Raw genomic sequence first — 12,614 nt, forward strand, 5'->3', positions numbered from 1 at the left:
GGACGCGGCGGCGCTTCCCTGGGCTCACGTCCCCGCTTCGGCGGCGACGGCGGTGGCGGTTCAGCGCCTACCCCACCACGTCGACGCGATTGAAGTGCTGGATGCTGGCGTAGCCTTGCTTCGTTTTCCTCAACCCACCTTGCCACCCTTGGCCCAAGACGTGGGCTTCGGCCAATTTCGTTCAGCAGCGTGGCCTTGTCGCCCTTTCCCTTGGTGAGCTAAGCCACCAGCGCCGCCAGAATGGCCGTGATCAAGATGACGTGACCTTGCGCAAAATCGAAAGCGGCCGCTGATGGATCGCCCCTCGAACCGACGCTGAGGCCATGCTGCGGGTCCTGGCGCAACGGCCCCCACGCTTCAACGAAACCTTTGTGGTAGTAGCCCAGCGACTCTGGAATCGCATCGGCCACCTCCTCGACCAAGGACTTCAAAACCCACCATCGCCAGCACCACCCCGCCCACATAGCTTCCGGCCGCGGCTCCGGCCGCCGCGCCTGGAAACGCGCCGACGCCGCCGAAGAACACCCCGCCGACCCCGCCAACAATCCCGCCAGCCGCCACGGAGCCGCCGTAGTACAGGGCCACGTCCTGGCAGGCCGACACAAGGATGTGCCAGATTGTCGACAGGTTGATACCGGAAAGTCGGTCGACCACCATGCGCTGCGCCATTGGACCCGAATCGTCCAGCGCCTTGCGCAGCCGGTTCACCCGCCCCATCTGTTCGCGCCCACAGTCGCCGCCGAAATGCGAGGATGAGCTGGCCCGCCGCCCCATGATGTCGTATTGCTGACCAGCGCCGGAATGGTAGCCACCCCATTTCAACTCGTCTTCCTTGCGTTGCAGATTGCTCCACACGCGCCACATATCGTTTATTCCATCATCGAATGCCTTAGATAAGAATTGCAACATCCTCATTCTTGCCTAAAAATGCAGCAGCCGTGCCGCTTCGGCCACTGCCATCGTCTGGCACGCCGAGATCGCCAGCGCCTCAAATAGCAGCGTGAAATGGCTGCCCGGCCGCGCCCACGGCACCGACACCCGTGTCGTCTTGCCGCAGGAACGGCATTTCACACGCGGCACCACGGCATGCGCCCACGCTCCATTCTGGAAGAAATCGAGGTGGCGCCAGTTGCGACGAACGCGACTGTGGATGCCTTGCGCTTTCGCTCCACAGACGGGGCTGTCCAAGGAGTCGGCCTTGCAGCCCACCTCGAAATCGATGCGCCGTGCCGTCCAAGTTGAAGTGGCTTACTTCCCACTGCGCTTGCAGTCCGTGCCAATACTTATTGCCAGCTCCCGATCTCGATGTCCTCGCCCCCAGCCCCGACGATACCGCCTGTTTGCCATGGCCGTCGCCACAGCCCGCTGCTGCGGCGGCCACGTCAAATTTTACCGAAAACGTCATTGGGCCAAGAATTGTAACGTCCCGTTTGACATACTGGACGCAATTGCAAACTGCATGTTATATTTCCCATTCCTCTATTTAACCATTGGGGTTCACACACCGCATCAAAATGGTGCATTCGCACCGATTCAACACCCGATATCCCGCCTGCGCCATTGATTCGCCAATTCGCGAAGCATCGCGCATCCTGACTGACAACCATCGTTCTTCCGCGAGATTCCCATGTCCACGAATACCCTCAAGTACGATTTGCCGGCCGGCATAGTTGTTTTCCTCGTTGCTTTGCCCTTGTGCCTCGGTATTGCGCTCGCTTCCGGCGCACCTTTATTTTCCGGTATTATTTCCGGCATTATCGGCGGCATCGTCGTCGGTATCGCCAGCGGTTCCCACACGAGCGTCAGCGGCCCCGCCGCCGGGCTGGCGGCCGTCGTGCTGGCCGCGATCACGAAACTCGGCGCATTCGAAATCCTGCTCGCGTCGATATTCATTGCCGGCATCCTGCAAATCATCATGGGCATCGCCCGCGCCGGTTTCATCGCCAATTACATTCCCTCGAATGTCATCAAGGGATTGCTGGCGGCGATCGGCATTCTGCTGATCCTGAAACAGATTCCCCATGCGATCGGTTATGACGCCAGTCGTGCCGACGAAACGTCGTTTATCCAGGCGAACGGGGAAAACACCTTTTCGGCCATTCTGCACGCCGTGAATTCCATTACACCGGGCGCATTGATCATCGCCCTCGTGTCGATGCTGATCCTGGTATATTGGGACAAGACCCCGCTGAAAAACGTGAAACTGCTCCCCGCCCCGCTGTTCGTCGTCGCGCTGGGTGTTTTGCTGCACCTGACCTTCAACCGGTTCTTTCCCGCGCTGAGCATCGCGCAGGCGCACCTCGTCGATATTCCGCCGGTCGACGTCGGCAATCTCCAGAATTACCTGAAATTCCCCGACCTCGCCCATTTCGCGAACCGCGACGTGTGGATCGTCGGCGTCACGATCGCCATCGTCGCGTCGCTGGAAACGCTGCTGAACGTCGAAGCGGTGGACAAGCTCGATCCGCACAAGCGCGAGACGCCGCCGAACCGGGAACTCGTCGCGCAGGGCGTCGGCAATATCTGCGCCGGCCTGCTGGGCGGGCTGCCGCTGACGTCCGTCATCGTGCGCAGTTCCGTCAACGTCCAGAACGACAACCGCACCAAGGCGTCCAGCATCTTCCACGGCCTGCTGCTGCTCGCCAGCGTGCTCGTGCTGGCGCCCGCGCTGAACCTGATCCCGCTGGCGGCGCTGGCCGCCATCCTCATCGTGACGGGCTACAAGCTGGCCAAGGTCTCGCTGTTCCGCGACATGTACAAGAAGGGGTGGTCGCAGTTCGTGCCGTTCGCCGTCACCGTGAGCGCCATCGTGCTGACGGACTTGTTGACGGGCGTGCTGATCGGCCTCGCGGCCAGCCTGTTCTACCTGATGCGCAGCAACTTCCGCAATCCGTTTTCGATGGAGCAGTATCGCCTGCACATAGGCGAAATCATCAAGATGGAATTGCCGAACCAGGTGTCGTTCCTGAACAAGGCGACGATCAAGACCGCGCTGTGGGACATCCCCGAGAACGCGAACGTGCTGATCGACGCGGCCAACACGCATTACATCGACAACGACGTGCTGGAAATCATCGACGACTACCGCGTCGTGGCGGCGGAGCGCAACGTGCGCCTGAACGTCATCGGCCTGCGCGACGAATACCGGCTGCAGGATCCGATCCAGTTCATGCCGGCGCTCGACAAGGACACGCAGAAAAAACTCCGTCCGGAAGACGTGCTGCACCTGCTGCGCGACGGCAACGAACGCTTCCGCACGGGCCGCACGACGAACAAATATTATCTGCACCAGGTCGAGGCGACGGCGGCGGGACAGCATCCGATGGCCGTCGTCGTCAACTGCATCGATTCGCGCACATCACCGGAAATCATCTTCGACGCCGGCCTGGGCGACCTGCTGACGGTGCGCATCGCGGGCAATGTGATCAGCCGCGAGATCATCGGCAGCCTGGAAATCGCCCACAAGCTGGGCGCCAAGCTGATCGTCGTGAAGGGGCACTCGAGCTGCGGCGCGATCGGCCTCGCGCTGCAGAACGAAGGGGCCCACAGCGTGGGCGCGATCACGGGCAAGATCCGCAAGGCGATCGACGATTGCCAGTGCGGCGCCCACCACGCGCCCGAGGGGCAGGCGCTGCTGGAGCAGGTTACCCGCCGCAACATCGAAAACTCGCTGCACGAGATCATGGCCGGCAGCGCCTTCCTGCGCGAGCGCATCGCGCGCGGCGAAATGGGCCTCGTCGGCGCCTATCACGACATCGCCACGCGGACCGTGCACTTCGGCGAGCTCGTCACGCCGGAGACGGCGGGCGACAGGACGGACCTGGCCGCTTGATGGCTGACGGGCGCATGGTGGGCACGCGCGGGAGCGTCAGGCGGTCTCGGTCCCCTGCTCGGCGGCGATGCCCTGGGTCAGCATGCCGCCGACCTTGTCCACGAGCGCATTCATGGCGAACGGCTTGGTGAGGATTTCCATCTGGGCGGGAAGCTTCTCGTTCTTCATCACGGTGCTTTCCGCATAGCCCGTCACCATCAGCACGGGCAGTTGCGGCCATTGCACGCGCACGTGGTCGGCCAGCTGGCGGCCGTTCATGCCGTTCGGCAAGCCCACGTCCGTCACGAGCATGTCCGGCCGCGCGTCGTGCAGCAGGCGCAGCGCCTGCGGGGCGTCGCAGGCGGCGAGCACTGTGTAGCCCTGCAGTTCCAGCACCTCGCTCATCACGGCGCGGATGTCGGATTCGTCGTCGACGACCATCACGACGCCCTTGCGGCTGCCCGCTTCCAGCGGCGGTTCGGCGTCGGCGGGCTCCGCCGGCGCGGTCTCCACGAGATGGCGCGGCAGCAGCAGGCGCACCTCCGTGCCCTGGCCCGCGCGCGATTCGATGCGCACGTTGCCGCCCGACTGGTGCGCGAAGCCGTACACCATCGACAGGCCCAGGCCCGTGCCCTGCCCCATCGGCTTGGTCGTGAAGAACGGGTCGAATGCGCGCGCCACCACGTCGGGCGCCATGCCGGCCCCGTTGTCGCGCACGCTCACCTGCACGTATTCGCCGGGACGCAGGTCGCCGTGGCGGCGCGCCTGGGCCGCGCTCAAGGTCACGTTTTCCGTCTCGATGACGAGCAGGCCGCCTTCCGGCATGGCGTCGCGCGCATTGTTCGCGAGATTCAGCAGGGCGGATTCGAGCTGGTTCGGATCGCACAAGGTCGTCCACAGCGCCGCCGCGAGACGCGTGCGCACGGCGATGGACGGGCCGGCCGCGCGCTCGATCAAGTCCGTCATCGACATCACGAGCGCGTTGACGCTGGTCGGCTTCGGGTCGAGCGCCTGGCGGCGCGAGAATGCCAGCAGGCGGTGCGTGAGCGCGGCCGCGCGCTGCGTCACGCCGAGGGCGGCGTCGATGCGCGTCAGCAGATCGCCCGTCTGGCCCATGCGCAGGCGCAGCTTCATCAGTTCCAGGTGGCCCGTCACGCCGGCCAGCATATTGTTGAAATCGTGCGCGAGGCCGCCCGTCAGCTGGCCCACCGCTTCCATCTTCTGCGACTGGCGCAGCGCTTCCTCGGCCTGGCGCAGCGCGTCGGCCTGGTGCTTTTCCGCCGTGATGTCGCGCGCGACGCCGTACAGCAGCTCGTCTTCCGGGGAGATCGTCCACGACACCCAGCGGTACGAGCCGTCCTTGTGCTGGATCCGCATTTCGTAGCCGACGAGCGGCGTGCCGCCGGCCAGCAGTTGCATCTTGTCCAGCACGTCGTCGCGGTCTTCCGGATACACCATGTCGATGAACGGGCGCGTGGTCGCCTCTTCCACGCTCCAGCCGAAGCTCGCGCTGAACGCCGGGTTCACGGTGAGGAAGCGCCCTGTGGCCAGCGACGCCGCGCACATCACGTCGGGCGAGATGCGCCACAGGCGTTCGCGGTCGCTCGCGTGCGACGCGACCTGGTGCGTCAATGCCTCGTTCAGGCGGCGCGGCGTCTCTTCCTTCTGGCGCAGTGCCGACAGTGCGCGCACCTTGCCCGTCGTCTCGACCACCGTGCACAGGATGCCGCCGACGGTGCCGTCGTCGTCGCGCACGGGGCTGTACGAGAACGTGAACCAGCTCTGCTCCGGATAGCCGTGGCGCTCCATCAGCACGGGCATGTCCTCGTGCCAGGTGGCCTCGCCGGCATAGGCTTTCATGGCGATCGGTCCGATGGTGTCCCACACTTCGGACCAGACGGCGCCCAGCGGCAGGCCCAGCGCGGGCTTGTCGCCGAGCAATGGCGTGTACGCGTCGTTAGGAAAACTGATCAGGTCGGCGCCCCAGCACAGCAACGTGGGGAACCGGGAATTCAGCGCCAGGCCCAGGGCCGTGCGCAGGGCGGCCGGCCAGTCCGCGATGGGGCCGAGCTTCGTCGCGCGCCAGTCGTGGCCGGCGATCCGCGCGGCCATCTGGCCGCCGCCGGTAAGGAAAGTCAGGCTGGGGGAAACCGTGGTCTTCATAGTCCTCGCTCATGCAATCCCTGGTCAAAGATCCGTACCGACAGTCTGTGCTGCCGTGCAAAAGGACACGTCGAAAAACCTGCTGCGCGTTGCAGGTTCGGCCTGCGATGCTCGCTGTACTTTCGTACAGCTGTGCTTCTCAGCCAAACCTGCGGCCGCTCGCGACGGTTTGTCGAGGCGTCCTAAAACCGACCATTTTAATGACAAGCTCATGACGGGCGGCGCGCGCTTGGCGCGGCCCGTTCGGGGCAAAAAAGACGTCCCGAGAAGTTGCCGTTCTGCCTGGGAGTGGGTGCATGCCGGCCACGGCAAAAGAGCAGTATGCCGGAATCCGCAGCCGTGCGGAGGGTGGATTTACAACATTTTCATGACAATTCTACGCGTTTTCCGGCAGGAAATTTACGTCGCGAGCTGCCGGGTGGCGTCCGTCTGGCGCATGACGGCCCGGTGCGCGGCCTCCAGTTCGCGCGCGAGTCCGGCGTCGTCCGGCGCCGAGCGCAAGGCTTCGAACCCCGCCGCGGCGCCGTGCAGGCCGAGCGTGCGGCAGCCCTCGCACAGGCGCGCGAGCTGGGCGCGCGCGGCGTCGACCTGGCGGGCCGCCAGCAGCGCGGCCAGGTCGGTGCCGGCGCTGACCAGCTGGCGCTGCAGGCCGCCGAGATACAGCAGCAGGCGCGTGGCGTCGATGCCGAGGCGGCGCAAGGTGGCCGCCGGCTGCTCGTCCGGCGTGCGCGTCAACGGCGCCAAGTGGGCGGCGACGCGCGCGCCGTCGAACGGCTTGACGATGTAGCCGGCCGCGCCCAGGCCCAGCGCCTGTTCCATCGTCGCGCCGTCGGCCGCGGACGAGACGAGGACGAACGGCAGGCCGGCAAAGCGGGCGTCGGCCTTCACCCGGGCCAGCAGCTCCATGCCGGACACGCGCGGCATGCGCAGGTCGCAGAACACGAGCGCGGGCTCGGCGCCGCCGTCCAGCTGGTTCCAGGCGTCCTGCCCGTCTTCCGCTTCCAGCACATCGAATACGCCGCTGGCCGTGCTGTCGATCATGTGCATCAGCATCATGCGCGACACCACGTCATCGTCGACTATCAATACCTTCATCCCTGCCCCACGTGTCGCAATTGTTAAATGGAAATTATACAGATATCCGGGGCGCGCACGATTCAGGCTGTTTCGGCTTCGAAGCGGGCCAGCAGATCCAGCAGGCGCGGCAGGGCGGCGCGCACGGCGTCGAGCTGGCCGGCGTCGGCCAGTCCCTCGAGTTCCGCGCACAGCTCGCGCAAACGCGTCTCGCCCAGGTAGCCGGCGCTGCCCTTCAGGCCGTGCAGGACGCGCCCGGCCGTGTCGTGGTCGCCCTGCGCCAGCGCGGTATCGAGTTCGACGCGGCGGCGCGGCAGGTCGGCCAGGAAGGCGCCGCGCAGCCGGTCTCGGAAATCGCCCGTGCGCCGGCCCGCGTTGTGCGCCGCCGCGGCCAGCGGCGCGGGGTCGGTCTGCACGTCGAACATGGCGTCCAGCTCGGCCGTCGACGGCGGGCGCGCGGCCGGCTCCGGCATCGGCGTGAGTTCGATGCCGCGCTGCAGCTGGCGCTCGATGGCGCGCGTGAGGTGGAAGTGCAGCTGGGCGTCGTCGATCGGCTTGGTGATGAAGGCATCCATGCCGCAGGCCAGGTAGCGCGTGCGGTCTTCGTCGCTGACGTTGGCCGTGAGCGCGACGATCATCAGGTGCTGGTCGAGCACGGGCGCCTCCAGCGGGCCGCCGGCGCGGATCAGGCGCGTGGCAGACGCGCCGTCCATCTCGGGCATGCGGCCGTCCATCAGGATCAGGTCGTAGCGCGTGCGCGCGCAGGCGGCGACGGCCAGCGCGCCGTTCTCGACGACGTCGACCTGGTGGCCCAGTTCTTCCAGCATCATGCGCACGATGATCTGGTTGGTCGGGTAGTCTTCCGCGCACAGCACGCGCAGGCGGTGCGTGTGCGGCGCGCGCGGGCGGTCGACGACGACCGGCGGCGCCACCCCGTCCGCCAGCGGCAGCACGAAGCTGAACGTGGAACCGACGCCCGGCGTGCTCGCCACGCCGATCGTGCCGCCCATCAGCTCGACGAGCTGGCGGCAGATCGCCAGGCCCAGGCCGGTGCCGCCGTAGCGGCGCGTCGTCGTCGCGTCGGCCTGCTCGAATTTCTGGAACAGGCGCGGCAAGGCTTCCGGCGCGATGCCGATGCCCGTGTCTTCCACCGAGAAGCGGATCATGTTGCGGCGCGCGCGGTCGTACTGGTCCTCGGGACGGCGCTCGACGCGCACGATGACGGACCCGCTGTCGGTGAACTTGAACGCGTTGCCGACGAGGTTCACGAGCACCTGGCGCAGGCGCGTCGGGTCGCCCACGACGAAGCGCGGCAGGTCAGGGCCGAGATGCACGGCGAAGCCCACGCTGTGCGCGCCCGCCTGTTCCTCGAACAAGGTGACCACGTGGCCGATGTTCTCGTCGAGGACGAAGTCGATGTTCTCGATGGTCAGCTTGCCCGCCTCGATCTTGGAAAAATCGAGCAGGTCGTTGATGATCGCCAGCAGCGACTGCGCATTGGCCTGGCCGCGCAGGATCTGCTCGCGCGTCGCTTCGCGCAGGGCCGAGTCGCGCAGCGCGAAGCCGAGCATGCCGATCACGCCGGCCAGCGGCGTGCGCATCTCGTGGCTCATATTGGCCAGGAATTCGGATTTCTGGCGCGTGGCGTCTTCCGCGCGCTGCTTGGCCTGGTACAGGCGCTCCTCGTTTTCGTGCAGGGCGTTGTTGGCGAGCGCCAGTTCGTTCGTGCGGCGCCGCACCTGGCGTTCCTGCTCGCGCAATTCCTCCGTCTGGCGTTCGAGCAGGCGGTTCTGCTGTTCGATCCGCTCCGTGCGCGCACTCACCTGCTGCTCCAGCATGGCCTTCTGGCGCCGCAGGACGTCCACGCGGATGCGGTAGGCGCCGTAGCCGCAGCCGATCACGACCAGCGCGCACAAGGTGCGGAACCACCACGTCTTCCAGTACGGCGGCAACACCGTCACTTCCAGCGTGGCGGCGGCGTCGCTCCAGACGCCGTCCTTGTTCGCCGCGCGCACCTGGAACGTGTAGTTGCCCGGATCGAGGTTCGTGTAGGTGGCGAAGCGCTTGCTGGCGTCGACGCCGATCCAGTCCTGGTCGAAGCCCACGAGGCGGTAGGCGAAGCGGTTGCGGCTGGGCGCGGCGAAGTGCAGCGCCGAGAACTCCAGCGAGAACACCGAATCCTGCGGCGTGAGCGTGATGCCGGACAGGCGCTCGATGGGCCCCGGCAGCATGCCCGGATGGACGTCCTGCCAGGGCAGGCCGAAGATCTGCAGGCCCGTGATGACGGCGCGCGGCGCGATCAGGTTGTCGTGCAGCGCGCGCGGATTGAACGCCGTGATGCCGTTGTTGCCGCCGAAGTAGAGCGTGCCGTCGGCCACGCGCAGCGCGGACGCGTCGAAATACGCGCCTTCGATCGTGCCGTCGGTCGCGTTGTAGTTGCGCCAGGCGCCGCTGGCCGGGTCGAGCCGGTGCAGGCCGCTGGAACTCGAGACCCAGATGAAGCCGTCGAGGTCTTCCTGCATCGCGGCCACGACGTCGTCCGCCATGCCGTCGCGCCTCGTGTAGCGCTGGAAGCGCGGGGTGCCGTCGGCGCCGATCACCATGCGGTTCAGGCCCACGGCCGTGCCGACCCACAGGTTGCCCTTGCGGTCTTCCAGCAGGTAGTGCACCTCGTCGTGGGACAGGCTGGTGGGATCGTCCGGATCGTGGCGGAAGTGGCGGAAGTTGCCGGTCGCGCGGTCGAGCAGGTCGAGGCCGTCGAACGTGCCGACCCAGAAGCGGCCTTCGCGGTCTTCCAGCATCGGGCGCACGATGTTGTCGGCCAGGCTCGCGCCCGCGGCCGGATCGTGCTGGTAGGTCCTCTGCTTGCCGTCGGGCGTGATGCGGTACAGGCCGCCGCGGGTCGCGGCCCACACCGTGCCGTCGCGCGTGACGTGCACGTTGCGCACGAAGTTGGCGTCGACGTCGTCCGCGGACAGCACGCGCCGCGTCAACTTCCCCGTCTTCGGGTCGAAGCGCGCCAGGCCGTTGCGCGTGCCGACCCACACGATGCCGTCGGGACCGACCGCCACCGACGTCGCCATCGCGTCGCCGGAAATCCCGGCCTCGACGGGGGCCAGGCGCCACGCCTGGTCGGCGCCCGTCATCGGGTCGAACAGGTGCAGGCCGCCGTTCGTCGCGAGCCACAGCTTGCCGGCGCCGTCGCAGGCGATGCCGCGCACCTTGTTGTCCTCGAGCGCGAGCGGCGTGTCGTCGCCGCGCACGATGCGCGCGAAGCCGCCGCTGCCCATGTCCGCGCGCGAGACGCCGCCGTACCACGTGCCCACCCAGAACGTGCCCACGCGGTCGCCGTACAGCGCCGTGACCTGGTTGTCGCCCAGGCTGTAGTTGTCGGTGATGCGGTGCGGATGGCGCTCGAACTTGCCCACCGCGGGCAGCCAGCGGTACAGGCCGCGGTCGTGCGAGCCGACCCAGACCTGGCGCTCGGCATCCTCGTACAGCACGCTGATCTCGCCGGGGGGCATGCCGTCGTCGCGGCCGAACGTGCGCACGTCGCCCTTCTGGCCCAGCGGCAGGCGTTCCAGGCCGCCCATGCTGCCGACCCACAGGCCCTGGCCGGCGTCGACCAGCAGCGCCTGCACGAAGTCGTACTTGCCGCCGCGCGGCGACGGGTGGTGGCGGAAATGCATCCGCTCCGGATCGAGGCTGTCCAGTCCCGCCGAGGTGCCGATCCACAGGCGGCCGTCGCGCGCGCGGGCGAGCGCCGTCAGCTTGTCCGAGGCGAGGCTGTCCGGCACGCCCGGCACGTGGTGCCAGGTGTCGAAGCGGCCGCTGGCGATGTCGAAATGCTGCAGGCCGTCGGCCGTCGCCAGCCACAGGCCGTCCTTGCCGTCGTCCAGGATCGCGCGGATGTGGCGGTTGCCGTTGCCCCGCTTGGCCGGTTCGTCCGGCAGGAAGTGGCTGAACGTGCCGGTGGTGGGCTCGTAGCGATCGAGGCCGCCGTCCGTGCCGATCCACAACCGGCCCTTGCGGTCGATGCACAGCACGCGCACCCAGTTGTTGGCGAGCGTCTTGGGGTCGCCCACGACGTTGCGGAAATTCGTGAAGCGGTAGCCGTCGTAGCGCGACAGGCCGGACTGCGTGCCGAACCACATGAAGCCGTCCGGGTCCTGGACGATGGACAGCACGGATTCCTGCGCCAGGCCGTCGTCCACCGACAGGTGTTCGAAGCGCAGCGTCGGCGCCGGCGCCGCGTGGGCGCTCCCGGACCACAGCAGCGACCACGCAAGCACCAGCGGCGCAAACAGGGCGAACAGGGCGGACAAGGTGATCGGCCGGCGTGTCATGCTTCGAAAAACTCCAGTACGTCGTGGCGCCGGGCATAGGTGTCGCGCTCGCCCAATGCCATCAGTTCGCGCGTGTAGCCGCCTTCGAACAGCAGGTAGGACGCGAGCGCGGCGCCGCGCGCCTCGATGGCGCCGATCCCGCCGAGCAGGGTCCGCACGGGCCCCGGCAGGTTGCCCGCGTGGCGCGCCGCGATGTCGTCCAGGCGTTCCGACGGCACGATCGCAAGCAGTTCGATGCGGCGCAGCGGCGTCTTGTCCAGCGCCTCTTCCGGCACCATGGCGAGCGTCGCGTTGACGCGCTGCAGGCGCTCGATGTCCATCGCGAGGCTGTCCAGGAAGATCGACGACAGCGCGTGGCCGGCGATCTGCGCCAGGCTCGGATAACGCACGCGCGCCGGCAGGTGGTTCACCGTTTCGTTCATGCGGCCCGCTCCCACCACGAGCACGCGGCACGCGCCCAGGTGGATCGCGGGCGCGATCGGCGCCAGCTGGCGCATCGAGCCGTCGCCGCAGAATTCCAGGTGGCCGTCCACGTACAACGGCACGGCCGGGAAGATGAACGGCAGCGCGCTCGACGCCAGCAGGTGGTCGACGCAGATCTGTCCCTGCAGCGCGACGCGCTGGTGCCGCTTCCACGGCGCGATCTCGCGTTCGCTCTGGTAGAACGTCACGTGCTGGCCGCCGCTGTACGACGACGCGGTGACGGCCAGCGCGTCCAGGCAGCCGTTGGCCAGCGCCGCGTCCAGGCGCGGCAGGTCGAGCATCCGGTGCAGCAGGCCGACGAGCGGCGTGTTGTCGAGCAGCGACGTCGGGGGCGACGCATGCCATTGGCGCAGCATCCAGCCGAACGACAGCAGCGACAGCCAGCGCGCGCCCGAGCGCAGCACGCCGAGCGAATCGGCGCGGTAGACCTGCGTGACGTCGATGCCCGCCCACACGTCCACGAGGTGGTCGACGGCATCGCCGAAGTCGTCCGCGCGGCAGGCCAGCGCCGTCGCGTTCAGGGCGCCGGCCGACGTGCCGCAGATGATGCCGAACGGATTGCGCGCAGCGGGCCAGCCCGCCTCCCCCAGGATGCGGGAGATTGCCTGCAACACCCCAGCCTGGTAAGCCGCGCGCGCGCCGCCTCCGCTGAGGACTAACCCCGTTTTACGTTCAATGTCCACACGGCAAGATTAACAAACTCTGCTCGTCTTGCGGTGAATAAATAGCTCTTCAAC

At 67.3% G+C, this 12,614-nt stretch carries 7 protein-coding genes and 1 pseudogene; 1 reads left to right on the forward strand and 7 read right to left on the reverse strand.

The features are described from left to right. Positions 1-218: 218 nt before the first annotated feature. The 3 genes and pseudogenes from ISF28_RS31215 to ISF28_RS31220 all read right to left on the reverse strand — a co-directional run. On the reverse strand, positions 219-464 hold the full coding sequence (locus ISF28_RS31215; protein WP_370663453.1) for a DUF6861 domain-containing protein: 246 nt from the start codon (positions 462-464) through the stop codon (positions 219-221). Next, a complete protein-coding gene (locus tag ISF28_RS16725) occupies positions 358-909 on the reverse strand; it encodes a DUF6861 domain-containing protein (RefSeq protein WP_198118311.1) in 552 nt (183 codons plus the stop codon). The genes ISF28_RS31215 and ISF28_RS16725 overlap by 107 nt, the downstream gene beginning before the upstream one ends. Positions 910-930: 21 nt before the next feature. Continuing rightward, positions 931-1,321, reverse strand: a pseudogene (locus tag ISF28_RS31220) (transposase family protein); the annotation flags it as partial. Between the two features lie 306 nt (positions 1,322-1,627). On the opposite strand from ISF28_RS31220, the gene ISF28_RS16735 reads away from it, so the two are divergent. Then, on the forward strand, positions 1,628-3,832 hold the full coding sequence (locus tag ISF28_RS16735) for a bifunctional SulP family inorganic anion transporter/carbonic anhydrase (RefSeq protein ID WP_198118313.1): 2,205 nt from the start codon (positions 1,628-1,630) through the stop codon (positions 3,830-3,832). Positions 3,833-3,868: 36 nt separating this feature from the next. On the opposite strand, the gene ISF28_RS16740 is transcribed toward ISF28_RS16735, so the two are convergent. The 4 genes from ISF28_RS16740 to ISF28_RS16755 form a co-directional block, all read right to left on the reverse strand. Further along, positions 3,869-5,974 (reverse strand): hybrid sensor histidine kinase/response regulator, encoded by a 2,106-nt coding sequence (locus ISF28_RS16740; RefSeq protein ID WP_229519149.1) that lies wholly within the window; start codon positions 5,972-5,974, stop codon positions 3,869-3,871. A 399-nt stretch (positions 5,975-6,373) separates the two neighbouring features. Beyond that, positions 6,374-7,069: a response regulator transcription factor gene (locus ISF28_RS16745; protein ID WP_198118314.1), complete on the reverse strand. Its 696-nt coding sequence runs from the start codon at positions 7,067-7,069 to the stop codon at positions 6,374-6,376. Positions 7,070-7,131: 62 nt separating this feature from the next. After that, positions 7,132-11,394 (reverse strand): hybrid sensor histidine kinase/response regulator, encoded by a 4,263-nt coding sequence (locus tag ISF28_RS16750; RefSeq protein ID WP_198118315.1) that lies wholly within the window; start codon positions 11,392-11,394, stop codon positions 7,132-7,134. Next, complete coding sequence (locus ISF28_RS16755; protein WP_198118316.1) at positions 11,391-12,560, reverse strand: patatin-like phospholipase family protein; 1,170 nt, start codon at positions 12,558-12,560, stop codon at positions 11,391-11,393. Before ISF28_RS16755 ends, ISF28_RS16750 begins: the two co-directional genes overlap by 4 nt. Positions 12,561-12,614: the final 54 nt, after the last annotated feature.

The organism is Massilia rhizosphaerae, assembly GCF_016093545.1.
Taxonomy (GTDB): Bacteria; Pseudomonadota; Gammaproteobacteria; order Burkholderiales; family Burkholderiaceae_D; genus Telluria; species Telluria rhizosphaerae.

Excerpts from the sequence above, each read along its gene's own strand:
- ISF28_RS31215 (WP_370663453.1), bottom strand. The coding sequence starts at position 464 with ATGTGGGCGGGGTGGTGCTGGCGATGGTGGGTTTTGAAGTCCTTGGTC.
- ISF28_RS16725 (WP_198118311.1), bottom strand. The coding sequence starts at position 909 with ATGTTGCAATTCTTATCTAAGGCATTCGATGATGGAATAAACGATATG.
- ISF28_RS16735 (WP_198118313.1), top strand. The coding sequence starts at position 1,628 with ATGTCCACGAATACCCTCAAGTACGATTTGCCGGCCGGCATAGTTGTT.
- ISF28_RS16740 (WP_229519149.1), bottom strand. The coding sequence starts at position 5,974 with ATGAAGACCACGGTTTCCCCCAGCCTGACTTTCCTTACCGGCGGCGGC.
- ISF28_RS16745 (WP_198118314.1), bottom strand. The coding sequence starts at position 7,069 with ATGAAGGTATTGATAGTCGACGATGACGTGGTGTCGCGCATGATGCTG.
- ISF28_RS16750 (WP_198118315.1), bottom strand. The coding sequence starts at position 11,394 with ATGACACGCCGGCCGATCACCTTGTCCGCCCTGTTCGCCCTGTTTGCG.